Origin of the sequence: Acinetobacter sp. YH16042, from assembly GCF_013417245.1 — a bacterium.
In the GTDB taxonomy this organism is placed as follows: domain Bacteria; phylum Pseudomonadota; class Gammaproteobacteria; order Pseudomonadales; family Moraxellaceae; genus Acinetobacter; species Acinetobacter amyesii.
Window position 1 is genome coordinate 171,029 of sequence record NZ_VPEJ01000005.1, and the last position, 26,217, is coordinate 197,245.

Consider the following 26,217-nt stretch of genomic DNA (forward strand, 5'->3'; position numbering starts at 1 on the left):
ATGTGTTTAATTTTTGAATAATTATTGATAATTACAATAATGAGAATGAATATTACTTACTTTTTCCACATTCTCTACTAAATCATCGTTTATAATTTGTCGCAATTCAGCAACCTTTTATCAATATTAAATTCATCATGTTTAAGAAAACCCTTTTCCAGATTCACTGGTTCTTGGGGATTAGTGCCGGCTTAATACTCTCGCTCATGGGGGTTACAGGTGCCATTTATTCCTATGAACAGCAAATACTTAAAGCAATCAATCAGGACAGTTATGTGGTTCAGGCTCAACAGCAGCCTAAACTAACCCCTGCTGAGCTTTATCAGCACTTTAGTCAGTCTGATCCTGACATGAAAATTAACAGCATCTCTATTGCCTCAGATGCTACCGCCTCAAGTACCGTGAATATTGTCAAAGAAGGTGCTCGTCGTGGCTATAACATGATGGTTAACCCCTATACAGCCGAAGTTTTACCTGAAATCAAAGGTCAAAAGTTCTTCCAGTTTGTACAGCAGCTACACCGTAATTTAACTGTTGGCCCTGTTGGTAAACAAATTACCGGCGCATGTACACTGATGCTGATTTATTTTGTATTGAGTGGTTTGTATCTACGTTGGCCAAAAAGACATTCTGTAAAACAATGGCTTGCAGTTAAACCAAAGCTCAAAGGACGTAATTTCCTATGGGATTTACATGCAGTCGTCGGCACATGGGTGATTGTTTTTTATCTCATTTTGGCATGTACAGGTTTGTATTGGTCTTATGACTGGTGGCGTAATGGCATGTTTAAGGTCATGGGCGTTGAACGTCCACAGCCGCAATTACAAGAAGGTCCAAAACCGAATGGGCAACCTGCTGAACAGGCGGGTGAAAAGCAAAGTGGTGAAAAACAAGCCACTGAAGCAGGACAAGCTCGAGGTGAACACCAAGCACGTTCCGAAAGAAATCCTGCAACGTCAGGCCAATCTGAACACGGCGCTCAAGAAAATAAATATGGTGCTGAAGGTCGCGGAGAAAAACGTGGTCTAAAACCTGAACAAGTGAATATTGCCCTAACGCAAAGTTGGAACGGCTTTAATCAAAATATTGGTCGTGAATACTCAAGTGTCACTTTTAATATTCCGAAAAAAGCCAATGGTGAATTAGAAATTAACTTTGTGGATGCCGTCCCTCAACATGAGCGTGCGCGCAACAAAGCGACTTATAACTACCAAACGGCTGCACTCACCGATATCGAGTTATACGAAGATAAAAAGCTAAATGAAAAAATCATGACCAGCATGTTGCCTGTACATCGCGGTAGTTTCTTCGGACCGATTTATCAGTTCTTTGTGGTTATTGCATCCCTCATGATGCCGCTGTTCTTTGTCACAGGATGGATGCTCTATCTCAAACGTCGTAAACAGAAAAAACTGACACAGCAAGCCCGTCAAAGCTTAGCACCAGTTACCATCGACCCAAATGCACAGCCTTGGTTAATTTGCTATGCATCACAAACAGGTCAGTCTGAACAATTGGCATGGCGTACAGCAACAAGCTTACAAGAGGCTCGTCAGCCTGTAACAGTGAAAGCTGTTCAGCAACTTTCAGCAGATGACTTAACGCAAGCCGCTCAGGTTTTATTTGTTGCAAGTACCTATGGCACTGGCGAAGCACCTGACCTTGCTTCAAGCTTTGAACGTAAACTGATGACACAAAGCCTCGATTTGAGTCATGTTCAGTTTGCCGTATTAGCTTTAGGTTCTGAAGAATATCCGGATACTTTCTGTAGCTTTGGTCATGCGATTCATCGTTGGATGCAGAGTAATGCTGCGAAGCACCTGTTTGACACAATTGAAGTCAATAATGGCGACACCCAAGCCATTCAAGCATGGAATAGCGCTTTAGCCAAAGCGACTAAACTTGAACTTCAGCACATGCAAATTGAAAAAACTTTTGATGCATGGACATTGACCAAACGTGATCTGCTCAACCCGAACAGTTTAGGTGCACCTGCATTTAATATTGAGTTAAAACCGCAACATGAAGCCAACTGGCAAGCGGGTGATATTGCAGAGATTCAGCCGGGGAATAGTGCTGAACGTATTGCAAACTTCATGCAAAAGTACCAGATTCAAAGTCAGCAAGTGGTTGATTCTACTCAGCAACGTATTGAAGATGCATTATGGGATCGCAACCTAAATACAGATATTGAACCCTTTGCCAATCTTGATCATTTGCTTGAACAGCTTCCACCGCTTCCAACTCGTGAATACTCCATTGCCAGTATTCCAAGTCAGCAAGTATTACGCTTAGTGGTACGTCAGCAATCCAATGCAGAGGGTGAACTTGGCTTAGGCTCAGGGTGGTTAACACAACATGCAGCGATCAATAGCACACTACAACTGCGTATTCGCACCAATGAATCATTCCATTTGATTGCAGATAATCGTCCTGTGATTTGTATTGGTAACGGTACAGGTATTGCAGGTTTACTCAGTCTTTTACATGCACGCGTTCGTCAAGACTATACGCAAAACTGGCTGATTTTTGGTGAGCGTCAACGCGCACATGATTTCTTCTATCAAGACATCATTGAAGCATGGCAAAACACAGGCTTAGTTCAACGCATAGACCTCACCTTCTCTCGTGATCAAGCGGAGAAACGCTATGTGCATCATGAGCTACGTGACCATGCGACCTTATTAAAATCATGGGTAGAACAAGGTGCCGTGATCTACGTTTGCGGTAGTATCAACGGTATGGCAACGGACGTTGACCACGCATTAATTGATATACTAGGTGAAGATGTCGTGGCTGAACTGCGTCAAGCTGGGCGTTACCGTCGTGATGTTTACTAATAAGATGTTTACTCATAAATAGTCCCAACTAAAAACCAGACCTCGTGTCTGGTTTTTTTCACGCTATACTTAGGCCAAATACGAATACTGCTTTAATTTTTTGCATGAAAAGAATACTACTGCTTTGTGTAGGCTTGCTGCTCTGCGTAGATGCCATTTGGTTACTTACATTAGATAAAATTCATTTAGGCATCCTTTTACCCTTAGTCATTGGGTGTATTTTTATTTTATCCGGACTATTTTCAACCCAAATCCACAATATTTTAGATCAATACCCTAAACTCAAAAGGCTCTGGCGTGCTACATGGTGGTTGTTTTGGCTTTGGCTATTGAGTCTTTTACTGTTTTTTGCGTATTTACACTTCAATAGCCAGCAATCCAAGCCATTTACTTCCGTCCAAGCCATCATCGTTTTGGGTAGTGGTATTGAAAATGGTCAACCCTCTCCGACCTTAAAGGCGCGTCTCGATGCCGCAGCACCGTATGCCTTGCAACAACCCAATACTATTGTGATCATGACCGGTGGTTTAGGCTTTAATGAAAAAATGACCGAATCTTCCGTCATGAAACGCTATTTACTTCAACACTATGACATTTCAGCGGCACGTCTATATGAAGAAAGTAAAAGTACCAGTACAGAACTCAACCTGATCAACAGTAAAATGATTTTAAAACAACATCAGATTTCTCTTGATGCCCCCATTGCAATTGCCAGTAGTGACTTTCACCTCCCACGTGCAAAAGCAATTGCACGAAAGTTAGGCTATACACAAGTGTATACCATTGCAGCACCTACACCGCTGTACATCCGCTACAACTCTTGGTTACGTGAATATTTTGCCTTTTTGAGTGGTTTTGTACTCAATGAATATTAAAAAAGCCCTTGTTCGACCAATGAACAAGGACTTTTTATGCTGTAAATAAACCATTAATTTAAACGAATACTACGTGGCAAAGGAATTTTAAGGTTTTCAAAAATTTCTGGGCGCTGTTGATAGACTTGATATAAATAATTTTTAATATCTAACAGCATCTTTTCAGGCGCAACCAAAATATTTTGCCCTTCTGGGGTTAAATCTAAAGATACTGTAGTGCTCTCGCTGCGTAAAAACGGAATGACTTTTTCGATAAAGTCTTTTAATGAAATTTCCTGAATTTCATAATTGGACCAATTGTCTTTAATTAATAAACGTGCCAAACCACGGTTTTGCCAAATAGCGAAGGAACGTTGACCTGTAGGCGTCGCACAAAGTGCCCAACCATCTTGATATAACGCAATCACACCACCTTGAGCGACCATATTTTCAATAAATTGTTTATAGGTTTCTTGAGGATTGTAATTTGTAGTTTGAGTTTTAGACGCTGCCTTGCGCTGATATGGATTTCTCATAGATCACATACAATATTAAAATTATTATAGAGCGGATTCTATGTAAATCAGAAAATTTAGGCAAGCTTTTGGGGAAAGAAGTTTCTATAGAAGAATATGGTGGGCGCTGACGGGATCGAACCGCCGACATTCTGCTTGTAAGGCAGACGCTCTACCAACTGAGCTAAGCGCCCTGAGCGAAGAGTAACAAAGCGAAGCTTTGTCTGAGCGCAAGAGAAAAATCAAAGATTTTTCTAAAGGCATTCTCTTGAACAGAGATTTTTAAGATAAATGGCGCAGCGGACGGGACTCGAACCCGCGACCCCCGGCGTGACAGGCCGGTATTCTAACCAACTGAACTACCGCTGCATCACGTAGTTTCTTTCGAAACACAACCTATATCTTAAAAGATATGGTGGGCGCTGACGGGATCGAACCGCCGACATTCTGCTTGTAAGGCAGACGCTCTACCAACTGAGCTAAGCGCCCTTAAAGGGTACAACAATTATATTCTTTGAAATGGCGCAGCGGACGGGACTCGAACCCGCGACCCCCGGCGTGACAGGCCGGTATTCTAACCAACTGAACTACCGCTGCATCGCAAAAAACATGGTGGGCGCTGACGGGATCGAACCGCCGACATTCTGCTTGTAAGGCAGACGCTCTACCAACTGAGCTAAGCGCCCTCAAAAGATCTATCATGTAAATGGCGCAGCGGACGGGACTCGAACCCGCGACCCCCGGCGTGACAGGCCGGTATTCTAACCAACTGAACTACCGCTGCACTTACACAATGTCGCTATTGTGGTTCAAACGAATTAAGATTTAAAGTGGCGCAGCGGACGGGACTCGAACCCGCGACCCCCGGCGTGACAGGCCGGTATTCTAACCAACTGAACTACCGCTGCACTCTAAATATCTTAACGCTGAAAAGGTTTGGTGGGCGCTGACGGGATCGAACCGCCGACATTCTGCTTGTAAGGCAGACGCTCTACCAACTGAGCTAAGCGCCCTTTTCAAAACATGTTCATCGTTTGATGAGGTGCATTATAGAGAATCCTCACGGTCTGTCAAACGCTTTTCTAACTCTTTTCCACTTTTTCTGTTTGAGTGATTAAAAAATAAGTTATATTGCGGAAAAATCAGTATTTTTGAACATTTTTTAGCTATAAACCTGTAAATTTATTACTAAAAATATGACTTATATTCTGCATCATTCACATAAAAACAGTTTTTCGCGTGGACTCATAGCTAATCGTTCAGCGAACCGACGATTAATTCACCACACACACTGCATTCTAAAATACCCTAGTGTACAAAATACATTCAAACACGACTTTCTGTTGGTTTGCGAGCATTAGTCCTGACAAAAGTCCTGACAAAAAAACGCCTTTCAAACTCACTTTAATTTTTCAAATCTTTGTTTTGATGCCATGAACTTCGGTTTTCATGGCTTGTGCTTTTAACGACGTGTTCAATGTTCAGTGATGTAAACCAGCGCATTTAATGGAATCAATTGATAAAGTTCTACAACATCGCTGTTTCGCATGCGAATACAACCATGTGACATCGGTATACCCATTGGTTCAGTATCTGGTGTGCCATGAATATAAATATAACGCTGATAAGTATCACAGCCCTCACCCACATTAAAGCCGGGTTCCAAACCACTGAGCCACAATATTCGAGATAAAATCCAATCCCGCTCAGGATGTAATGCGGCAAGTTGCTCGTCGTAAACCTCACCTGTCCACTGACGTGCTTTAAAAACTGCATTTTGAGGTTGTTGTCCACCAAACTTTTCCGCAATTTGATGCCAACCACGTGGAGTCTTACCACTATTTTCTTGTTCACCAATGCCATTTTTACCCGATGAAATTAGATAAAACTTATTGAGCTTCGGCAAAGTTAAAGTTTGATCTTTCAAGTTAATCAGGATATCGGCTTGATCTTGGGTATATTCAGACATGCTCTTGCTCTTTCTGCTTATCTTTATCTACTGGTTGTGTCTGCGGCGATATTTCAATAGTCCGTATCTGATTTGGCTCAGGTCGTGTCCATAACCAAATGCCAACGATCAACATGGTTAAGTCAGTGAATATCTTGACGGCAATCGGTGCAGAAGTAAAAAGCATAATCAGACCACTCACCAACATCATGATTGATGCGAACCATTTTGCTTTGCGGGGGACGGTGCCATTTTCGCGCCAAGCACGCAAGGTTGGCCCATATTTAGGATGATTCAACAACCACGCATCCATTTGAGGCCAGCCTTTTGAAGCTGCCCATGCTGCTAATATTAAGAAGACTGTCGTGGGCATTCCCGGCAATAAAGCCCCTATAAAGCCTAAAATGACAAAGACAACCACTAAGCTTCGCCAAAACAACGTCTTCATACCGCTACCCTGAACTTTCAATTCAGGTAGTATAAGATGTTTTTAACAATTATCCGTTGTTATTCTGCATTATTCGAAAGGTTTCAATATGGCTGTAACCCCGACAACGTCGTCTTATTTTGAGCCATGGTTGCAATTTAAACAGCCCTTAGTTCGCCAATTGGCTTTCTGTATTGCTAGCCCAAATATTCTGCAGCAAATTCCCAATGAACTCGAAATCCGCTATCCCTTTCATTTTCATCCAAGCGAGCTTTGGCAAAAACATTTTGAAGCCTACCTTCCCCGTTTAAAACAACTCGAACAACACCCAAGTGCATTAGTAGAATTTTTACAAAAATTAAAAAGTACTCGCCTTGGTTTACGTTTCGAAATGTTTATATGGTTTTGGCTTCTCGATCACCCATACCATCCCTACCAGTTACTCGGACATAGCATTCAAAAAATTGATGGCCCTCGTACAGTAGGTGAACTCGATTTTGTTTTAAAAAATACCGAAAGTGGTGAAGTTGAACATTGGGAAGTGGCTTTAAAATATTATCTAGCCGAGCGTGATTTTCAATTACCTTATTGGTATGGCTTAAATCGTAGTGATACTTTGGCTCGAAAGCTCAATCATTTCACCCAAAAACAATTCCAATTTGATGAAGCACTTGGGCAGCAGATTCAACAGCGCTATTGCGTTTTAAAGGGTCAATTATATTTACCTATTCAGCGTACCAGCACATTACCAAACTGGGTCAATCCTGCACGTAGAATAGGTCAATGGGGACATGTCATTCCATCTACGAGTCAAGGCTATTATCGCCTACAACGACATGAATGGATTTGCGTGCAGCAGCAACCGACAAGTAAAACCGCACATTGGTGGACAGATGGTTTATATAAAAAAGACAGTGAGGAAAGCTATTATATGTATAGACAGCCACGCTTGATTTTGCCGCAAACGATTTAAGACTCAATCCACCATTTAGTAGAAATTTACATTTATTTACTCAACCACCGTAAAAACCACCTACTGTTTGATACGGCTATTTTTTAATCTAAATCTCACATCAGAATAATTTATCCCTCTAAAAATTATTCTTTCATAATGGAGAATACAGTCAATGAAAAAAATTTTAGCTGCATCACTTATGGTTGCTTTTGTACTGACAGGTTGTAATACAGTAAAAGGTGTTGGTAAAGACGTATCTAAAGCTGGAGATGCGGTAACCAATACTGCTGAGAAAACTTCGGAAGAAATTCGCCGCAATTAATTTCTTTCCCAAGAATTTATAAAAGAGCCCTATTTTTTAATAGGGTTTTTTTAGCTCTAAATTTCCCTTCGCTTGTTGATTCGCCTATTATATTGCGACATTTTTGACTTCTGTATTTAGCATGACCTCAACAGCAACTCTTGATCTCAGCCTAGAACTACTTCGCCAACCGTCGGTAACACCGATTGACCATACCTGCCAGAACATTATGGCGGATCGTTTAGCCAAGATTGGCTTTAACATTGAAAATATGCGTTTTGATGATGTAGATAATCTTTGGGCACGTAAAGGGACTGAAGCACCAGTATTTTGCTTTGCAGGTCATACTGATGTGGTACCTACGGGTAACTTGGATGCATGGGGTTCTGACCCATTTCTTCCTGAAATTCGCGACGGAAAACTATATGGTCGTGGCAGCGCAGATATGAAAACCGCGTTGGCAGCTATGGTTGTTGCTTCAGAACGTTTTGTTGCGAAGCATCCAAATCATAAAGGTTCGATTGCCTTTCTCATTACTTCTGACGAAGAAGGCCCTTCGATCAACGGTACAGTCAAAGTTGTTGAAACTTTAGAAGCGCGTAATGAAAAAATGACTTGGTGTTTGGTGGGTGAACCATCTAGCACCAACACACTTGGCGATATTGTTAAAAATGGTCGTCGTGGTTCACTAAATGCCAATTTAACCGTTAAAGGTAAACAAGGTCACGTTGCTTACCCACATCTTGCGATCAACCCAATCCATACTGCTTCAAAAGCCTTGGCTGAGCTTTGCGATACCGTGTGGGACAATGGCAACGAATACTTCCCTGCAACGTCTTTCCAAATTTCCAATATCAATGCCGGCACAGGTGCAACCAACGTTGTTCCGGGCACGATGAATTTACTCTTTAACTTCCGTTATTCAACAGAAGTAACAGCAGATGAACTCAAAGCACGTACTTTGGAAATTTTAGATCGTCATGGCGTTGAGTATGACATCTCTTGGACGTTATCTGGTCTTCCATTCCTTACGCCTGTAGGTGAGTTAGTGAATGCCGCACGTGATGCCATTCGAGATGTTACAGGGACTGAAACAGAACTTTCGACCAGTGGTGGAACTTCTGATGGTCGATTCATTGCGCCTACAGGAGCACAGGTGCTTGAACTGGGTGTTTTAAATGCTACGATTCACCAAATCAATGAACACGTTAATGTGGCAGAGTTGGAGCCACTTTCTGAAATTTACGAAAAGATTTTAGAAAACCTGTTGGCTTAAATATTCCCCACATAGTCAAAAAAAGGAACTCCATTGAGTTCCTTTTTTATATCTCGTTTTTACAAATACTAAGCCGCTTGAAGCCCAATGCTGTTTTGAATATTGGCTAAATTTGGAATATGAAATACCTGATCGGCCATGCGTACATATTGGAAAATATTGGCGTCTTTCACGGCTTTTTCTTCATCAACCACTTCAGAAATACGCAAACGAATGGTTTTCGGCATCTCATTACACATCAGTGCAAAACGCTGTCCAACATCATCCCCTTCAATGACCAAAGCCACACCCTGATTTTTTGCAGGATCATTGACTGAGAAAACAGGCAATTTCAATTCATGCCATTCAACAAAAGGAACATTGGTTGCACTATCGAGCGCTGAAAGCACAATATTTTGTGGTAACAACATTGGCTCTTTACCATGACAATCAATGATATAAGCATCGATAAAACCGGTAGAAACCGTAATGAGATGTTGCAGTTCCTGCTGATCAACTTTATCGCTGACAACCTGAGAAACAGTATTTTGGCTCATAGATTACCCCTGCTTTTCTGCAATTAAAGCTTCAATATTGGCAAGCAATTCAGCTTCTTGGAATGGTTTACCCATATAGTGAGTCACACCTAAGCTAAATGCACGCTCACGATGTTTTTCACCTGTACGCGATGTAATCATAATGATTGGCAAGTCACGGTGAATGTCGTGGTGACGGACTAAGTTTGTCACTTCGAAACCATCCATACGTGGCATTTCAATATCGAGTAGCATCAAGTCTGGACGGACATTTTCAAGCTGCTCAATTGCATCTACACCATCTTTCGCGGTCACGATGTCATAACCTTGACGTTCAAGTAAGCGTGAAGTCACCTTACGTACTGTCACCGAGTCATCGACAATCATCACTAAACGACGTGCATTGGATTGACGGCCCAAATCACGCTGTTCAGCTGAATGTTTAACACGCTGCGTAGTTTGAATTTGACGTGCAATATTTTGCCCATCCAAAATCAAACATACATGACCATCACCTAGAATCGTGGCACCTGCAATCGCGGCCACACTGGTAAATTGTTGACCAATTGGTTTCACCACGATTTGAGAACGTGAACCCACCAGCTGATCTACCAATAAAGCAATGGTTTGACCACTGTTGCCTTTTATTAGCAATACAGGCAATGAATGGCCAACATTATTTAAACGTGGAATTGGCTGATTACCCACAAACTCTGATAGATAACGTAGTTTGTAATTGGTGTTGTCAATTTTAAACACGTCATCCTTACTATTGAAGTAAGTTTCGAGTGCCGTAGGTGCAATACGGACAATACGTTCAATTTGCGCTAATGAAATCGCATATTGCTGATCGCCCGCTTTCACCATCAAGGCATCGCTGACCGCTACCGTCGTTGGTACACGAATCGTAAAGGTCGTCCCTTTACCTAACTCAGACTCAACGGAAACATGGCCACCCAAGGCTTTAATTTCACTTTGCACCACATCCAGACCAACACCACGACCTGAAATTTGCGTTACCGCTTGTGCCGTTGAGAAACCTGGATGGAAGATCAACTGCAAGATTTCTTGTTTATCGAGGAACTGATCCGCTTTGATTAAACCAAGTTTTAAGGCTTTGTCTTTAATTTTGGTTTCATCAATCCCTTTACCATCATCACTGAAAGACACCAGTACATCGGTACCCTGACGACTAATGTTCAAGACGATGCTACCTACTTCTGGCTTTTTCAAAGCCAAACGTTCCGCGGTATCTTCTAAACCATGATCGACCGCATTACGCAGCATATGTTCAAATGGCGTCACCAAACGCTCTAAGATCGTACGGTCCAATTCGCCTTCTGTATTTTGTACAATCAATTCCGCAGGACGGTTCAAAGTCGAAGAAGTTTGACGCACAATACGTTGTAAACGTGGTAACAAACGATCAAATGGTACCAAACGGGTACGCATCAGACTCTCTTGAATTTCTGACTGAATACGTGATTGTTGTAATAACAGACCTTCCGCATCACGGATTTTTTCTGCCAAGGTGCTCTTGAAGTCAACCAAATCCGACGCAGATTCGGCTAGAGATTTTGACAATTGGTTAATCGATGAATATTGGTCCATCTCCAATGGGTCGAAATCCGCATAGCGTGAATTTTCAGAACCATGTTTGGCAATAATTTGTGACTCAAGCTCACCATCCATTCGACGTAACTGGTCAGCAAGTCGCTTAATTGCTAACTCCATTTCATTCAAGGTATTGCCTAGCTGACCTAAGTCCATCTCAATACGTGAACGGTTAATCGAGTTTTCGCCTGATAAGTCAATCATCTTCTCGACGAGATCAGCCGAGATACGAATCATCTCATTACTGTTATCAGAAGAATTAGCTTCAGACCATTCACCCAACATAGATGGAGGTTCAACACCATCACCTTGAATAAATTCAAAGCCTTTACTGACAATACCTTGTTCTAATTCTGCAACACGGTTTGGCAATTGAACCGTAACATCCACATACTGAATGGATTCTAAGCTCAATTTGATGCTGTCAAAATTACTATAGTCATGGTTGAAGATTGCTTCTTTTAACCATGCCAACGTCGTTTTGAGTAAGCCGTCATATGCATTTGAGTTGAAATGATGAACCGCAAAATGCTCAAACGTCGTCTCAAGTTGATACGCAATTGCGGCAACAGGTTCATTTTCAACCATACGCGCACCACCCTTAATACTGTGGGCAGCACGTTGTAATTGAAGCAATACGTTACGGTCACTACGTTGTTCAGTCCATTGATTTAATAATTGAACGGCTTGTTCAAGAATTTCCTCAGACTCTTCAAGGAAGGTTTCTTCCATGACCGAACGTAGATCATCATCTGGTTGCTCAACATGTTCAGCAACCGCATGTTCAAGATGTTCAACAGCAGACTCAGTGTGAGCAGTGGTGTGAGCTTCAACCACTGCGTCTGCTGTGTCTTCAGCAATATTCATCGGCTCTGACACCGACACATCTGGCTCTACTGTAGCTTGTAGAGTTTCAGCTGAAATAGGAGCCGAAGCCAATGCAACAGCTTCTGAACGCTCTCCTGCCACAATTGACTGAATATTCTTGAGAATATCGATCACATTATTCGCTGGGTAGTCGATCCCTTGGTCACGAATGGTTTGAATACGATCTGAAATATCATCCTGCACTAAACGAATAATTTGAATTAACGCAGGCGTAATCGAAATTTGCTGACGAATAATGCGCTCATAAATCGACTCTAATTCATGCGAAATTAAACCCACATGAGACGCGGCAATCATATTTGCACCACCTTTTAGGGTATGCAAATAGCGCATTAAATTATTCAAAGCTGAAGTATTGGTCTGATCACGTGTCCAAGTACTGAGGTCTTGGTCAATCCCCACCAATAATTCTTCTGCCTCTTCAATAAAGATCCCTAAAAGATCTTCATCAAAGTCATTATTCGCATCAGCCGCTTGCATCTGTTGATGATCAAGTTGAATACGCTGACTTAATTGTGCAAAGTCTACTGCTGTTGTATTTGCAACAGCGGCTTTATCTTCTACTGTGGCAACAGGTTCAGCAACTACATGAGCTTCTGGTGTAGTCGTCGCTGCAACTGCTTCAATGTCTTGTTGAACAAATGCAGTCAGCTCATTTAAGAAACGCTGAACCTCTTCACTTAACACTACACGCTGACCCGCAGCTAAAGTGTCAAATAAGTGAATGAACTCTTGATGTGCTTGCGCAAATAACTCATAGCCATAATCAGCATGGAGCAATTCAGGCTTTTCAACTAAAGACTGATACGCTGCACACAGTTGAGTTGTGAAATCATGAATACCAACAGACGCACGATTATCCGTATGTTTAATCAACTCTAAAGCTTGCTGACTAAGCTGTTGAATATAGTCTGGGAATTCAGCAAGTGCACGTTTATCAAACTCAAATTCAGCATCTAATAACTGATCAATATTTAATTCGATTAGTTTAGAAACCAAACCTTGTGGATTATCTTCAGGCGCCAATTGATCTTGGCTAGCAAAACCATAATCATCCCAAGCAGCTTTGAAGGTTTCATAAATAGATGCAAGATTTGCCTTATCCCCTGAACGCAGCACGTGTAAATAATCACGAACAAATTCAGCATATTGAATCAATAAAGCAGCTTCTTTCGAGCTCGATACGATTTCGTCTTGTAATAAGGTTTTGAATAAATTTTCAACTTTTGAACTGGCTTCAAAAATCTCTTCGATTTGCGCCATCGACGAACTACCACGTAAGGTGTGTAGCGCGCGAATCAAGCCATTATAGTCTTGTGATTTACTGTCATCAGATTGGAGGAACTGATCAATCGTTTGTAGATGTTCTTCAGCTTCTTCAATAAAAATGCTCACTGTCTCTTCGACCAGTGATGCATCTGCATCCACTTGTTCAGAAGCAGGTTCTGATTCATCGACCGCATCAATCGTGCTTTCAAGCACTTCTACAGACGCTGTAGCTTCAACATCAGTCAGTTCTAAACCAGTAACACCATCTTCAGATTTTAATTGATCTGCCAGTTTTAATAATTCTTCGAGTGCAGGCTCAAGGCTGATATTTTGTTGTAATTGTTGCCCCATTAAAACCAATGGACGTAAGTCAACATCCAATTCGGCAACATTTTTAAACCGTGGATAGAGCTTGTATTGATAAACATTTAAAACTGTTTGTGCAAACTTTTGAACGGTCGGTGTTAACTGTATCGAACCCGCAATAACACGGTTCAGCGTATCTTCAACTGCCCATGCAGTTTCACCCGCCGATTTTGCCCCGACCATACGACCCGAACCTTTCAGGGTATGGAAATGACGACGAATCGTCGTTAAAGTGTCTTTATCTTGTGGATTTTCCAACCAAGTTGTAAATAAACCCGCAAGTTCTTCAAAGATTTCTTCTATTTCTTCAACAAAAATCTCTAAAATTTCTGCATCTTGATCAAGATAACTATCTTCAGGAAGCGTAGTTGTTTCAACTAAATTTTTTAATATTTCTTTCATAGCTAAGGCTTCTTATGTTTTGCCACCAAGAAGGTTGCTCAAACTTAATTGTAACCATCACCTAAGACTTAACTGTGACGTTAAGTTCACCTTATCGATGTGTTATCTGTAATCGGTGCAGTACCCTAGCCGTAGCTAAGGTACTGCAGGTTTGCGCCTGACTTACTCTGGGAGTTTAAAGTCAGATACAGATTCACGTAATGATTCAGCCATGTTCGCCAATTCAGATACCGAACGCGCAGTATCAAATGTTGCACTGGTGGTTTGCGAGGTAATTTCTTGTACAACGTTCATCGTTGTCGCAATATGACCTGCAGAAGCAGACTGAAGTTTTGCAGCATCCGAAATGTTTGCAATCAGTTTCGCCAAGTTACCCGATACAGACTGAATTTCATCCAGTGCTACCCCGGCATCCTTAGACAAGTTCGCACCACGTACAACTTCCGAGGTCGTTTGTTCCATCGAAATTACAGCTTCGTTGGTATCCGTTTGAATAGTTTTTACCAAGCCTTCAATCTGTTTGGTTGCAGACGCTGAACGTTCCGCAAGACGCTGTACCTCATCCGCTACCACGGCGAAACCACGACCTGCCTCACCCGCCATCGACGCCTGAATTGCTGCGTTTAATGCCAAGATGTTCGTTTGGTCGGCAATATCGTTAATCAGTGCGACAATGTTACCAATCTCTTGAGAAGACTCACCCAAACGTTTAATACGTTTTGAAGTTTCTTGAATCTGCTCACGAATCGTGTCCATACCTTCAATTGAACGGTTTACAACATCTGCACCGTTTGCAGCAATTTGCACTGAACGTTCTGCTACGACAGCTGATTCTTCAGCGTTCGAAGATACTTGGTCAATCGACATTGCCATTTCGTTAATCGCGGCAGATGCACCAGCAATCTCTTGCGCCTGATGCTCAGATGCTTCTGCAAGCTGGTTGGTAATACCCTGCGTATTCGCCGTATATTGTGCAACTTCTTGAGAAGTTTCTGTAATACGCGATACAAGGTCACGTAATTGGTCGATTGCGAAGTTAATCGAGTCGGCAATCGCACCGGTAAAGTCTTCAGATACCGTCGCATACGAACGCAAGTCACCGTCTGCAAGATCGGCAATTTCATCGAGTAAACGTAAAATCGCGTTCTGGTTACGGTCATATTCTTCTTGAAGACGGGTTACACGGAATTTATCCGATTGACCACGTAAAGAAAGAAGTTTGAATACACAGATCAAGAAGGCTGTTAATGCAAGAATCAACAGTACCGCAGGTAAAATGGTTTTCAGACCAGTGTTAGAAGACAATTGATTTAAATTACCCAACAAATTGTCTGACTCAGCAAAAATTTGTGAAGATGCTTTACGTACGTTCACAATTTGCGTTGAGTTTTTCAAAATCGTAGCTGAAGCTGATTTTAATACGTCGTCATATTCGGCTTTAATACCTTCAAGTGATTCACGTAATTCAGGGCTTTCAATACGCTGTACACCGAGCTCTGCACTACCGTCCAATTGAGCATTTAAGTACAAACCGAAGGTTTCCGTATCGGCACTGAAGTCATCCGCAGACTCACGTGAGCTATCAGAACCTGAAAGCACCGAACTGATCGAACGTAAAATACGTTCCGCAATGAATACTTGGTTTTTCGCAATAACCACCTGGTTCGAAGGCATGTCTTGACGCGCCATTTGGTCGACCATCAGGTTATATTCCGCCTGAATCCCCGGAATGGTTTCACCAATCGCGATGTTCGTGTCATATAACTTGTTAATGATTTTTTGTTGCGAAGTAATCAAGTCAATACTTTTTGAAACTTCAGCCCACTGCGTATCTACAGATTTCAGCGCATCGGTATTCGCATGAATATCTTTTACTGTTTCTAAGTTTTCTTTGAACGAATCTTGAGAGGCAATTAATTTTTTCATTGCATCTTCAGTACCTGAAGCAGTTGCCTCAGTTGCTTGACGCGAAATTGTTTGCGAAAGAAGACGGAGTTCACCCAAACTTTGCGTTAATTGGTTACCGCGAGGAACGCTATAGAATAGGTATAATAAAATGATCGTTGCCAGTACTAATGAACCAATCGCACCATAAATAAATGGTTTGGATTTTTCACTATCACCAAAAACTCGAGATAATTGATCTGTCTGTGATTGCAGTTTTGCCAGAAAAGCATTACCGCCTTTACGACCACTGGTGCTTTCACCCGTATTTTTCTTTTTAAGTTTAAAGCCCATTCAGCTTCTCCCCGATTACGCCTTCTTTCGTTCGTGCGCGACAATTAATTTATAAATTTTATAGATGCGTTCATGTATTTGGGATTTTGCAGTAAACGACTGAAGAGAAATACATTCCACTGCTGGTTATGCTGGTGGAAATACCCCTGACAATATTCCTGTAAATTTCGATCCAACTCATTATGTTTAGAAAAATAACTTTTCTTATTAAAGTGTTGAATACCCAAAACTTGATCGACTACCAAACCGACATAATGGTCATTATGACTAATACATAAAACTTTTTGAGTGGGTGAAAAACTACTTCGATGACCGGTTATATATTGTGCTAGGTCAGACAAAGAAAGTAAGCGTCCCCGAATATTGGCTAGTCCCATCACCCAAGGTTGGGTGTTGGGAACTGGCGTATATTTTGGTGGGTAGATCACTTCAGCTACTTCACCTAAAGGAGCAACGTAATATTGCCCCATCATCTCAAAAGCAATGCCTGACCATCGGTTTACTTCATTTTCAGTGGAAACGTAGTTTTTGTTTCCTCGTTTTGCGATTCGAAGTAATTCGATAAATCCATTTGCTGCCATAGAGCTTTATCCTGCATTGAGGTGTTGCTTAATCACATCAATTAATTGTTTTTCGTCTACAGGTTTAGTTAGATAATCAGAAGCACCTTGGCGTTTACCCCAAACACGGTCAGTTGCCTGATCTTTGGTACTTACAATGACAATCGGGATATGCTTGGTGGTCGCACCACGTGCAATTTGACGTGTTGCTTGGAAACCATTCACACCCGGCATTACCACATCCATTAAGACCAAGTCTGGTAACTCAGCTTGAGCCATTGTCACCCCATCTGCCCCATTTGAAGCTTCAATCACTTCAAATCCGTGTTTACCTAAAATTTCTTTAAAACGGAAAGTTTCTGTTGGTGAATCATCAACGATTAGGATACGTGCCATGCTTTTTCCCCAAAAAATAAAAAATCTAATTAAGCTGTAACGTGATTACGGATTGCATTCAGCAATTCATCTTTACTGAATGGCTTCGTTAAGTATTCATCCGAACCCACAACACGACCCTTCGCCTGATCAAATAAACCGTCTTTACTTGAAAGCATAATCACAGGAATATTTTGATAATTTTGAGAGTTTTTAATCAGGGCACAAGTTTGATAGCCATCAAGACGTGGCATCATAATATCGACAAATACGATATCTGGATTCGCATCTGCAATTTTTGAAAGTGCTTCAAAACCATCTACAGCAGTGACTACTTCACATCCTTCACGCTGAAGCAGCGTTTCGGCCGTACGACGAATGGTTTTTGAATCATCAATTACCATGACTTTTAGATTTTGGAATTTATCGTCCATTTATTGACCCTACCCATTGAGGATGTACAAACAATTAAGTTAGCAGCATTATTATTTACAAGTTGTGAACATTTTTAACATATCTTTACTTGCGTTTTCAATGAACATTTTCTGCGCAAACACACAAGATTTCTTGTTTTTATTAACTGCTTCACACTTTCCGATGACCAATGATTTTTTTTTAACTTGGAATAGTATTTAATTGTCTTAATTAAGCATATTATAGCAAGATTATTACTTTAAAATAAGTAATTTAGTCAACTTTAAACTGGGGAGTACAAGGTTGAGTCCGTTTACAAAAAAAATTCACTTGATTGGCCTTAAACATTTCTCAAAAAAAGTCATTCTGACGGCTTGTTTGTTGGCTTATACCCCGCTTTTATTTGCTGCACCAACCAATACGCAGCAACCACAAAAGGCGACTTGGTATCGTTACTATGACAGTAAAGGCATAGCAAACATCAGTACCAATGTGACACCAAATCACATCCGCTATGGTTATGAAGCACTTGATCAAAATATGCAAGTGATTAAACGTAACCGCCCCTACAATGCTGAAGCCGATGTTAGACAAGCTCCTCAGCGTGCTGCCCAAGCACGTCAGCAAGCATCAGATATCAAACTTAAAAAAGCCTATACCAATAGCCGAACTGCGGCCATTAAAAAGCGTGATGCACTGACTGGTATACGTAAACAGATCGTGTTTGAACAAGAACAATTAAAACAATTACAAAATGATCGTGTATTATTTGTTCGCCAAGAACGTGAACATTTTCGAAAAGGTGAAACCGTTCCGGCAAAATTAAAAACAATGTTGGATAATAATCAAAAAAATATGGTAGCGAAAAAAGAATACATTCAATCGTTACAAACTCGCTATCGAAATACAGAAGCTGAATACGACAGAATTATTACGCGTTTAAAAGCGATGGAATAAACTTGTTATTCAATTGCTTTTGTAGACCGCTGATATAAGGACCATTATGCAATCTGCACAGCAATCATCCCCATTTTTAAAGCTTAGCCTGCTTTGCATAAGCCTGACTTTGGCTGCATGTCAAAAAGAAGATTCGCAGCAAAGTGTAAAACCAGAAAATAAGATTGAATTGATTCAACAAGATCTGGTCACGATCGAACAAGGCAACGCAATTTCCAAAACTGCATTTACAGGCACCATTCGGGCGGTCAATCAGAGCAGTATTCAAGCCCAAGTCACTGCGACTGCAACCAATGTTAATGCAGAGGTCGGACAACGTGTCAGCAAAGGCCAAGTATTGGTGCATTTAAATAATCAAGACAACGCAGCACGTCTTGCTCAATCTCAAGCGAACCTCGCATCCACGCAAGCTCAAGCCAATCAAGCCAAACTAATGATGGAGCGCAAACAGCGTTTGCTAAATCAAGGCTTTATTTCCAAAGTAGAGTTTGAACAAAGTCGTGTCGATTACCAAGCTCAAATGGAAAATGTTCGTGCCCAACAAGCCAATGTCGATATTGCACGTAAAGCCAATCAAGACGGCACCATTTATAGTCCTATCCAAGGCGTGATTACCAAACGTGATGTTGAACCGGGACAAACGGTTGCTGCCGGACAAACCCTTTTTGAAATCGTCAATCCAGACCAATTAGAAATTCAAGCCAAATTACCAAGTGATCAACAGGCAGCGCTGAAAATTGGACAAAAGATTGAATATAACATCCAAGGCAATAGCAATTTACTCACAGCACAAATCAGTCGGATTTCACCGATTGCCGATCAAGCCAGTCGTCAAATTGAATTTTTTGCAGCCCCAAATGAAACTATTACTTCATTAAGTATTGGTGCTTTTGTCGAAGGTCACATCTTAGGCACGGATAATATTTCAGGCCAAAAAATTCCACTCGACACCATTCAAAATCTAAAAGATAAACCTTACGTCTGGGTCATTCGTCAAAATAAAATTGCCAAAGTACCAGTACAAATTTTGAATCAGAGTTATAGCAATAACACCGCGATTGTTCAGGGCTTACAAAATAGTGATCTGATCAGCCGAATTAAATTTAATGATTCAGATATCAAACAAGATGTAAGTATCAGCCAAAATTAAAAGAATAAGGCAGGACAGTTGTTATGTGGTTAACCCGAATTAGTGTGAAATATCCTGTTTTCACCATCATGATGATGTTCTGTCTGATGGTGCTAGGACTCGCTTCTTGGCAGCGTATGGGCGTTGAGGAATTTCCTGATGTCGACTTCCCTTTTGTTGTGGTCTACACCAACTATCCGGGTGCTTCTCCTGAGTCTGTCGAATCTGAGATCACCAAGAAACTTGAAGATCAGATCAATACCATTTCAGGCCTTAAGCAAGTCATTTCACAGTCCAGTGAAGGTTTATCCACGGTCATTGTCGAATTTAATCTAGATGTCTCATCCTCGGTAGCTGCACAAGATATTCGAGATAAAATTGCACCAGTAACCGCACAATTTCGTGATGAAATTGATGACCCGATTGTAGAACGCTACGACCCTACTGCCAGTGCGATTATGTCGATTGTTTTTGAATCGAAGGACATGTCTTTACGTGATTTGAGTTCCTATCTGAATCAACGGATTGTGCCACAACTTAGAACAGTTCCTGGTGTCGGTACGGTCAATTTATTGGGCGATGCGCAGCGACAAATTCGAATACAAGTAAATCCACAAAAATTACAAAGTTTCGGGATTGGGATCGATCAAGTTATAAACACCCTAAAATCTGAAAATATTGAAGTTCCGGGAGGAACCTTAAAACAAAAGAACTCAGAATTGGTGGTCGAAATTAAATCTCGGGTTATTCATCCAAACTCATTCGGAGATTTAGTGGTTGCCAATAAAAATGGCGCGCCGATTTATCTCAAACAAATTGCCGAGATAGAAGATAGCCAAGCCGAAATGGAGTCGAGTGCCTATCTGAATGGTAAAACAGCCGTTGCTGTCGACATTCTGCGAAGTTCGGACTCTAATGTGATTGAGGTGGTTGATAATACCCGTAAAACTTTAAGTAAAATTCAACAGCAATTACCACAAGGCACGACGGCAGAAATTGTGGTTGATTCATCTAAAGGTATTCGTGGCAGCATTAAAGATGTGGCACGTACCATTATTGAAGGTGCTGTACTTGCAGTCTTCATTGTTTTGCTATTTCTCGGTTCATTTCGTTCGACAGCTATTACAGGTTTAACCCTACCGATTTCGCTACTGGGCACCCTCACCTTTGTTTGGATTTTTGGTTTTACCATCAACATGATGACCCTACTGGCTCTCTCGCTGAGTATCGGTCTACTCATTGATGATGCCATTGTGGTTCGTGAAAATATTGTCCGCCATGCCGATATGGGCAAAGACCATGTCACCGCCGCACTCGACGGCACGAAAGAAATTGGTTTAGCTGTATTGGCCACGACCTTGACCATTGTCGCGGTATTTTTACCTGTGGCATTTATGGGCGGTATTATTGGGCGTTTCTTCTATCAATTCGGTGTAACCGTTAGTACCGCTGTACTGATTTCGATGTTTGTGAGTTTCACCCTTGACCCGATGTTGTCTGCTCACTGGGCAGAACGCCACGATCCAAATAAAAAGCCCGGCAAAATCAAACGCTTTTTTAACTGGATTTCGGGCAAGCTCGATAACTTAAGCCATCATTATGAAAAATTACTCAAGCTTGCTTTAAAGTTCCGTCTCATCACCCTTTTAATCGCCGTTGCATCATTATTTGGTGCATTGGGTTTATCCAAACTGATCGGAACCGAATTTGTACCGGTACCAGACAAAGGTGAAATTCGGATCAAATTTGAAACACCCGTTGATGCAACCCTTGAATATTCACAGGCGAAGCTTAAGCAAGTCGATCGTATCATTCGCCAGCATCCAGAAGTCAAAGCCACTTATGGTGCCATTAATAGTGCTACTGACCGCGGCAAAAACCATGCCAGCATTCGTGTCACCGTTTCACCACGTACGGAGCGTAGTCAAACCTTAAAGGATCTCAACAATGAATTCCGTACACGTTTAAAACATGTGGCAGGAATTACTATTACCTCGATTGCCTCAGCTGATGAAACAGTTTCGGGCGGTCAAAAGCCGGTCATGATCTCGATTAAAGGCCCTGACTTAGATGAGTTACAACGCATTTCAGATCGATTCTTGGTTGAAGTTGCCAAAGTCGAAGGTATTGTCGACTTAGAAAGCTCGCTTAAAGAACCTAAACCGACGCTAGGTGTACATATCAATCGCGTTTTAGCCAGTGATTTAGGTTTATCCGTCAATCAGATCGCCAATGTGTTACGCCCTCTTCTTGCGGGGGATAATGTAACAACGTGGAAGGATGATAAAGGCGAAACCTATGATGTAAATTTACGTCTCACTGAAGATCAGCGTCGACTACCAACAGACATTCAAAGCATGTACATCACATCGCAAAAAACCGATGCCACAGGCTTACCTATCTTGGTTCCATTGGCAAGTGTGGCTAGCTTTGAAGAAACACTCGGTGCTTCACAAATTAACCGTCGTGATCTGGCACGTGAAGTGATGGTTGAAGCCAACACGGCAGGTCGTCCCGCGGGTGATATTGGAGCCGAAATCAATGAGATCGAGAAAAACTTCGACTTGCCACCGGGTTATAGTTTTGTCACGCAAGGTGCCAATAAAGATATGGCTGAATCTGCGGGTTATGCAATGACAGCAATTACCCTCTCCATTGTATTTATTTATATTGTTTTGGGTTCACAATTTAATAGCTTTATTCACCCTGCAGCCATTATGGCTTCATTGCCCTTATCATTGATTGGGGTGTTCTTGGCCCTATTCTTATTTAATTCAACCATGAACCTCTTTTCCATTATCGGGATTATTATGCTCATGGGCTTGGTGACAAAGAACGCAATTCTACTCATCGACTTTATTAAAAAAGCTATGGATCATGGTGTAGATCGTTATGACGCAATTATTGAAGCAGGTAAAACCCGTTTACGCCCCATTTTAATGACCACCAGCGCAATGGTGATGGGTATGGTTCCGCTTGCACTTGGTCTGGGTGAAGGCGGTGAACAAAGCGCGCCTATGGCACATGCCGTGATTGGTGGTGTGATTACCTCTACCTTACTGACACTCGTGGTTGTTCCAGTGATTTTTACCTATTTGGATGATTTCCGAAACTTCCTTGCACGTCAGGCCAAAAAAATCATGTCATAATGACAAAATCTAAAATGAGGTGACTTTGGAAAATGTTCACCTCATTTTTTATTGTATACTCTCCACTTTAACGCTTAATTTTTTAGGACAGTTTCCATGCGCGCGAGTCGCTTTTTATTTGCAACGTTAAGAGAAACCCCAAACGATGCTGAAGTTATTTCACATCAGCTTATGCTTCGTGCCGGGATGATTCGTAAATTGGCTTCAGGTTTATACACTTGGCTGCCGATGGGCGTTCGCGTATTAAATAAAGTTGAAGCGATTATCCGCGAAGAGATGGATCGTGCTGGTTCACTTCAAGTCCTGATGCCTGTCACTCAACCTGCATCTTTATGGGAAGAATCAGGTCGTTTCGTACAATATGGTCCAGAACTTTTACGTTTTAAAGACCGTCATAACAATGACTTTGTACTTGGCCCTACACATGAAGAAGTGATTACAGATCTTGCTCGCAATGAATTGAAAAGCTATAAGCAATTGCCTGCAAACTTCTACCAAGTACAAACCAAATTCCGTGACGAAATCCGCCCTCGTTTCGGTGTGATGCGTTCACGTGAATTCATCATGAAAGATGCTTATTCTTTCCATGTTGACCAAGCTTCTTTACAAGAAACCTATGACAAGATGTATGCAGCTTATTGCAAAATTTTCACTCGTTTAGGTTTAAATTTCCGTCCAGTTCAAGCGGATACAGGTTCAATTGGTGGTTCTGGTTCACACGAATTCCACGTCCTTGCGTCTAGCGGTGAAGATGACATCGCATTCTCTACAGAGTCAGATTATGCTGCTAACGTAGAAATGGCTGAAGCCGTACTAGTTGGTGTACGTGCTGCTCCGACTAAAGCACTTGAAATTATTGATACACCAAATCAAAAAACCATAGCTGATGTTTCTGAATTCCTTAAATCAAAACCTGCTCAATCTGTAAAAGCATTGTTGGTTCAAGGTGTTGCTGAAGAAGGTAAAGCTGCGCCAGTGGTTGCCTTATTCCTACGTGGCGACCATGAACTGAATGAAATTAAAGCTGAAAAACACCCATTAATTGCTGCTCCATTGGCCTTTGCAACTGAAGCACAATTGGCTGACTTAGGTTTAACGGCTGGTTTCTGTGGCCCTCAAGGCTTAACCGAAAAAGGCATTACAGTTATTGTTGACCGTGCAGCGTCTGTACTTTCAGACTTTGTTGCTGGTGCAAACCAAGTCGATAAACATGCTGTAGGTGTAAACTGGGAACGTGATGCACAATACACCGAAGTTTATGACCTTCGTAATGTTGTTGAAGGTGACCCTTCTCCAGACGGTCAAGGTACAATCTTGATTAAACGTGGTATCGAAGTTGGTCATATCTTCCAGTTGGGTCAAAAATACTCTGAAGCACTTGGCTGTAAAGTCTTAGGTGAAGACGGCAAACCTCTCGTTGTGACTATGGGTTGCTATGGTATTGGTGTAACCCGTGTTGTTGCTTCTGCAATTGAACAAAACTTCGATGACAAAGGGATTATTTGGCCGTCTGCAATTGCTCCTTTCGAAGTTGCTATTGTGCCAATGAATGCGCATAAATCACCGCGCACGTTAGAAGCAGCTGAAGCACTGTATGCAGAATTAACTGCTGCTGGTTATGATGTTCTTCTAGATGATCGTAATGAACGTCCAGGTGTTAAATTCTCTGATATCGAGTTAACAGGTATTCCACACCGTATCGTTATTGGTGAGAAAGGTTTGGATGCTGGTACATTTGAGTACAAAGGTCGCCGTGATGAAGAATCAAGCAACCTCAGTAAAGAAGACCTTTTAGCGAAAATTGCAAAATAATTTGCGCTAAATATAAAAAAATCCCGCTAAGTGCGGGATTTTTTTTATATTAAATACTTTAAGCCTTAACAGAATTTCAGCCCGCCGAAGCAGTTAGAACGAAACTCCTGTCCAGAAAGTTTTAAATTGTTTAATGGGAAATCAATTAATGACGGGTTTTTAATCTCTTTAACATCCAAAGCCGAACCTGCAACACAACCAAAAAGTAAATCTCCACAGTTACGAACATTGGTACTTAGGTCATGGTTAATTCCGGCGATCGTTTGTTTCAATACTTCATCCGTAATCGCCACTTTGTCTGAAGGTGTAATACTCCCCAAATCGACCTCATCTTCCATCGCCAACCACCAACCTCTTTCTGCTGCAACTGCAGCTCCAGGCCATAGTATTTTTTGAGCTTGTAAGGATAACGAAGCAGGGTTATTTAGATAAAGTGCATGGATCAAACCTAAACTTTGATTTACCGTAATATCGGTTTGTAGTCCAGTAAGATAGCCTGTTACGTCTTTATTCAAATTAATATTTAACCCAAGTAGAGAGATCTGAGCTTCTAATGGACCACTAAAATCTAGACGATCAACTGTACCTGTGCCTTTTAATACCGCAATATTATCCTTAATTCTATTCCCGCTCACGACAGTGGCTGGAATTGTAAAAGGTGCTGTGGTTGATTTTAAATTAAAAGAATAATTATCTGATTTGTAGTGAAGCGGTAGATCAACTTCAGCACCAAATAATGTCCCCTTAACTGCCCCTTCAATGTATTGCTGCGTAGAAGCATAGTCCATCACACGCTCGGCAGTTGTTGCAACACCCGCAGACGCTTTGGTTTTCATATACCCACTAAAGGTGTTGATACCATTGGGTGTATTACTATTTTCTGTACCTAATGTCATTAACCCAGAAATTTTTTCAGCGCTCAGACGAAAGCCCATCACTTCACGAGTTGCAGCTGATTTGGGATCTTTAATTGCAATTTCGATAAAAGGATTGGTCAACAAAGCAGAAGTTGCCGCACGTTCATCAGACGTATAATTGCTATTTACAGGCAATCCACTCAATGAAATATGATCGATATCAATATCACAAGCACCTGAGCCATTTGCACCACCACAACCCAATTGCAGCTTTTTAATATTGGCATTGAGCTCCATTTCAGCTTCTAAACCAAGCTTATAAAAGCCGACATTGGATTGGTCTACGGCTTGTCCACTCTCATCCACAGAATTATACCCCTGCGTATATTCCATGGAGAGTAATGCTTGACCATCAACTTTTGATAAGCTTTCATCATCTAAAGCCATCATTGCATGAGATAAGCTACTCATCGCAAATGTCGAGAATATCAAACCTCTGATTAACTTCTTTTTCATAACAAATTCCCTGTTCGTTATTTTATTTATTTGTTATTGA

The 26,217-nt window shown here is 41.5% G+C and carries 18 protein-coding genes, 8 tRNA genes and 2 pseudogenes; 9 read left to right on the forward strand and 19 right to left on the reverse strand.

Features of this window, described 5'->3' with window-relative positions; genetic code table 11:
• The first annotated feature begins 137 nt into the window (after nt 1-137).
• Together FTV37_RS05880 and FTV37_RS05885 are read left to right on the forward strand one after the other, a co-directional pair.
• A complete protein-coding gene (locus tag FTV37_RS05880) occupies nt 138-2,840 on the forward strand; it encodes a sulfite reductase flavoprotein subunit alpha (RefSeq protein ID WP_180063255.1) in 2,703 nt (900 codons plus the stop codon).
• A gap of 104 nt (nt 2,841-2,944) precedes the next feature.
• Nucleotides 2,945-3,715, forward strand: a complete 771-nt coding sequence (locus FTV37_RS05885; RefSeq protein WP_180063256.1) for a YdcF family protein — start codon at nt 2,945-2,947, stop codon at nt 3,713-3,715.
• 53 nt (nt 3,716-3,768) lie between these two features.
• On the opposite strand, the gene FTV37_RS05890 is transcribed toward FTV37_RS05885, so the two are convergent.
• From FTV37_RS05890 to FTV37_RS05940, 11 genes are all read right to left on the reverse strand, one after another.
• Entirely contained in the window at nt 3,769-4,230 is a 462-nt protein-coding gene (locus FTV37_RS05890; RefSeq protein ID WP_078191441.1) for a DUF2750 domain-containing protein, read from the reverse strand.
• Between the two features lie 97 nt (nt 4,231-4,327).
• A tRNA-Val gene (locus FTV37_RS05895) sits at nt 4,328-4,403 on the reverse strand.
• 98 nt (nt 4,404-4,501) lie between these two features.
• Nucleotides 4,502-4,578 (reverse strand) — tRNA-Asp (locus FTV37_RS05900).
• Between the two features lie 44 nt (nt 4,579-4,622).
• Nucleotides 4,623-4,698: transfer RNA gene (locus tag FTV37_RS05905), tRNA-Val, on the reverse strand.
• Nucleotides 4,699-4,729: 31 nt separating this feature from the next.
• Nucleotides 4,730-4,806, reverse strand: a tRNA-Asp gene (locus tag FTV37_RS05910).
• 13 nt (nt 4,807-4,819) lie between these two features.
• Nucleotides 4,820-4,895, reverse strand: a tRNA-Val gene (locus tag FTV37_RS05915).
• Nucleotides 4,896-4,916: 21 nt separating this feature from the next.
• A tRNA-Asp gene (locus tag FTV37_RS05920) sits at nt 4,917-4,993 on the reverse strand.
• Between the two features lie 47 nt (nt 4,994-5,040).
• A tRNA-Asp gene (locus tag FTV37_RS05925) sits at nt 5,041-5,117 on the reverse strand.
• 29 nt (nt 5,118-5,146) lie between these two features.
• Nucleotides 5,147-5,222 (reverse strand) — tRNA-Val (locus FTV37_RS05930).
• A gap of 461 nt (nt 5,223-5,683) precedes the next feature.
• Nucleotides 5,684-6,178: a cell wall-recycling L,D-carboxypeptidase ElsL gene (gene elsL / locus FTV37_RS05935; protein WP_180007533.1), complete on the reverse strand. Its 495-nt coding sequence runs from the start codon at nt 6,176-6,178 to the stop codon at nt 5,684-5,686.
• Nucleotides 6,171-6,605 carry a YbaN family protein gene (locus FTV37_RS05940; protein WP_180063257.1) on the reverse strand — a complete coding sequence of 145 codons (435 nt, stop codon included), beginning with the start codon at nt 6,603-6,605 and terminating at the stop codon, nt 6,171-6,173. Before FTV37_RS05940 ends, elsL begins: the two co-directional genes overlap by 8 nt.
• Nucleotides 6,606-6,693: 88 nt before the next feature.
• Between FTV37_RS05940 and FTV37_RS05945 the strand changes: the two genes are divergently transcribed.
• The 3 genes from FTV37_RS05945 (at nt 6,694) to dapE (ending at nt 9,116) form a co-directional block, all read left to right on the forward strand.
• Entirely contained in the window at nt 6,694-7,557 is an 864-nt protein-coding gene (locus FTV37_RS05945; RefSeq protein ID WP_180063258.1) for a DUF1853 family protein, read from the forward strand.
• 154 nt (nt 7,558-7,711) lie between these two features.
• The gene (locus FTV37_RS05950; RefSeq protein ID WP_078191053.1) at nt 7,712-7,861 is read left to right on the forward strand and encodes an entericidin A/B family lipoprotein; all 150 of its coding nucleotides are present in this window, start codon (nt 7,712-7,714) and stop codon (nt 7,859-7,861) included.
• A gap of 121 nt (nt 7,862-7,982) precedes the next feature.
• Nucleotides 7,983-9,116, forward strand: coding sequence for a succinyl-diaminopimelate desuccinylase (gene dapE, locus FTV37_RS05955; protein ID WP_180025835.1), 1,134 nt, complete (start codon nt 7,983-7,985; stop codon nt 9,114-9,116).
• A 68-nt stretch (nt 9,117-9,184) separates the two neighbouring features.
• Here dapE and FTV37_RS05960 read toward each other — a convergent pair whose 3' ends face one another.
• The 7 genes and pseudogenes from FTV37_RS05960 to pilG all read right to left on the reverse strand — a co-directional run bounded on the left by FTV37_RS05960 (nt 9,185) and on the right by pilG (nt 17,777).
• Nucleotides 9,185-9,652: a hypothetical protein gene (locus tag FTV37_RS05960; protein ID WP_180063259.1), complete on the reverse strand. Its 468-nt coding sequence runs from the start codon at nt 9,650-9,652 to the stop codon at nt 9,185-9,187.
• Between the two features lie 3 nt (nt 9,653-9,655).
• Nucleotides 9,656-13,540, reverse strand: a pseudogene (locus FTV37_RS05965) (Hpt domain-containing protein); the annotation flags it as partial.
• A gap of 381 nt (nt 13,541-13,921) precedes the next feature.
• Nucleotides 13,922-14,170 (reverse strand): annotated as a pseudogene (locus FTV37_RS18150) (Hpt domain-containing protein); the annotation flags it as partial.
• A 162-nt stretch (nt 14,171-14,332) separates the two neighbouring features.
• Nucleotides 14,333-16,408, reverse strand: coding sequence for a methyl-accepting chemotaxis protein (locus FTV37_RS05970; RefSeq protein ID WP_180004985.1), 2,076 nt, complete (start codon nt 16,406-16,408; stop codon nt 14,333-14,335).
• A 44-nt stretch (nt 16,409-16,452) separates the two neighbouring features.
• Nucleotides 16,453-16,989, reverse strand: coding sequence for a chemotaxis protein CheW (locus tag FTV37_RS05975; protein ID WP_078191058.1), 537 nt, complete (start codon nt 16,987-16,989; stop codon nt 16,453-16,455).
• A 6-nt stretch (nt 16,990-16,995) separates the two neighbouring features.
• Nucleotides 16,996-17,364 carry a response regulator gene (locus FTV37_RS05980; protein ID WP_078191059.1) on the reverse strand — a complete coding sequence of 123 codons (369 nt, stop codon included), beginning with the start codon at nt 17,362-17,364 and terminating at the stop codon, nt 16,996-16,998.
• Nucleotides 17,365-17,393: 29 nt separating this feature from the next.
• Nucleotides 17,394-17,777, reverse strand: coding sequence for a twitching motility response regulator PilG (pilG, locus tag FTV37_RS05985; RefSeq protein WP_078191060.1), 384 nt, complete (start codon nt 17,775-17,777; stop codon nt 17,394-17,396).
• A gap of 343 nt (nt 17,778-18,120) precedes the next feature.
• Here pilG and FTV37_RS05990 point away from each other — a divergent pair, with 343 nt between their 5' ends.
• The 4 genes from FTV37_RS05990 to FTV37_RS06005 all read left to right on the forward strand — a co-directional run bounded on the left by FTV37_RS05990 (nt 18,121) and on the right by FTV37_RS06005 (nt 24,804).
• Nucleotides 18,121-18,714, forward strand: a complete 594-nt coding sequence (locus FTV37_RS05990; RefSeq protein ID WP_373683440.1) for a hypothetical protein — start codon at nt 18,121-18,123, stop codon at nt 18,712-18,714.
• A gap of 46 nt (nt 18,715-18,760) precedes the next feature.
• Nucleotides 18,761-19,864 carry an efflux RND transporter periplasmic adaptor subunit gene (locus tag FTV37_RS05995; RefSeq protein ID WP_180063261.1) on the forward strand — a complete coding sequence of 368 codons (1,104 nt, stop codon included), beginning with the start codon at nt 18,761-18,763 and terminating at the stop codon, nt 19,862-19,864.
• Nucleotides 19,865-19,887: 23 nt separating this feature from the next.
• A complete protein-coding gene (locus FTV37_RS06000; RefSeq protein WP_180063262.1) occupies nt 19,888-22,992 on the forward strand; it encodes an efflux RND transporter permease subunit in 3,105 nt (1,034 codons plus the stop codon).
• 96 nt (nt 22,993-23,088) lie between these two features.
• Nucleotides 23,089-24,804: a proline--tRNA ligase gene (locus tag FTV37_RS06005; protein ID WP_180063263.1), complete on the forward strand. Its 1,716-nt coding sequence runs from the start codon at nt 23,089-23,091 to the stop codon at nt 24,802-24,804.
• Nucleotides 24,805-24,869: 65 nt separating this feature from the next.
• Here the strand turns inward: FTV37_RS06005 and FTV37_RS06010 are convergent, their stop codons facing one another.
• Entirely contained in the window at nt 24,870-26,177 is a 1,308-nt protein-coding gene (locus FTV37_RS06010; RefSeq protein WP_180007524.1) for a hypothetical protein, read from the reverse strand.
• Nucleotides 26,178-26,217 lie beyond the last annotated feature (40 nt).

Excerpts from the sequence above, each read along its gene's own strand:
- FTV37_RS05880 (WP_180063255.1), top strand. The coding sequence starts at position 138 with ATGTTTAAGAAAACCCTTTTCCAGATTCACTGGTTCTTGGGGATTAGT.
- FTV37_RS05885 (WP_180063256.1), top strand. The coding sequence starts at position 2,945 with ATGAAAAGAATACTACTGCTTTGTGTAGGCTTGCTGCTCTGCGTAGAT.
- FTV37_RS05890 (WP_078191441.1), bottom strand. The coding sequence starts at position 4,230 with ATGAGAAATCCATATCAGCGCAAGGCAGCGTCTAAAACTCAAACTACA.
- elsL (WP_180007533.1), bottom strand. The coding sequence starts at position 6,178 with ATGTCTGAATATACCCAAGATCAAGCCGATATCCTGATTAACTTGAAA.
- FTV37_RS05940 (WP_180063257.1), bottom strand. The coding sequence starts at position 6,605 with ATGAAGACGTTGTTTTGGCGAAGCTTAGTGGTTGTCTTTGTCATTTTA.
- FTV37_RS05945 (WP_180063258.1), top strand. The coding sequence starts at position 6,694 with ATGGCTGTAACCCCGACAACGTCGTCTTATTTTGAGCCATGGTTGCAA.
- FTV37_RS05950 (WP_078191053.1), top strand. The coding sequence starts at position 7,712 with ATGAAAAAAATTTTAGCTGCATCACTTATGGTTGCTTTTGTACTGACA.
- dapE (WP_180025835.1), top strand. The coding sequence starts at position 7,983 with ATGACCTCAACAGCAACTCTTGATCTCAGCCTAGAACTACTTCGCCAA.
- FTV37_RS05960 (WP_180063259.1), bottom strand. The coding sequence starts at position 9,652 with ATGAGCCAAAATACTGTTTCTCAGGTTGTCAGCGATAAAGTTGATCAG.
- FTV37_RS05970 (WP_180004985.1), bottom strand. The coding sequence starts at position 16,408 with ATGGGCTTTAAACTTAAAAAGAAAAATACGGGTGAAAGCACCAGTGGT.
- FTV37_RS05975 (WP_078191058.1), bottom strand. The coding sequence starts at position 16,989 with ATGGCAGCAAATGGATTTATCGAATTACTTCGAATCGCAAAACGAGGA.
- FTV37_RS05980 (WP_078191059.1), bottom strand. The coding sequence starts at position 17,364 with ATGGCACGTATCCTAATCGTTGATGATTCACCAACAGAAACTTTCCGT.
- pilG (WP_078191060.1), bottom strand. The coding sequence starts at position 17,777 with ATGGACGATAAATTCCAAAATCTAAAAGTCATGGTAATTGATGATTCA.
- FTV37_RS05995 (WP_180063261.1), top strand. The coding sequence starts at position 18,761 with ATGCAATCTGCACAGCAATCATCCCCATTTTTAAAGCTTAGCCTGCTT.
- FTV37_RS06000 (WP_180063262.1), top strand. The coding sequence starts at position 19,888 with ATGTGGTTAACCCGAATTAGTGTGAAATATCCTGTTTTCACCATCATG.
- FTV37_RS06005 (WP_180063263.1), top strand. The coding sequence starts at position 23,089 with ATGCGCGCGAGTCGCTTTTTATTTGCAACGTTAAGAGAAACCCCAAAC.
- FTV37_RS06010 (WP_180007524.1), bottom strand. The coding sequence starts at position 26,177 with ATGAAAAAGAAGTTAATCAGAGGTTTGATATTCTCGACATTTGCGATG.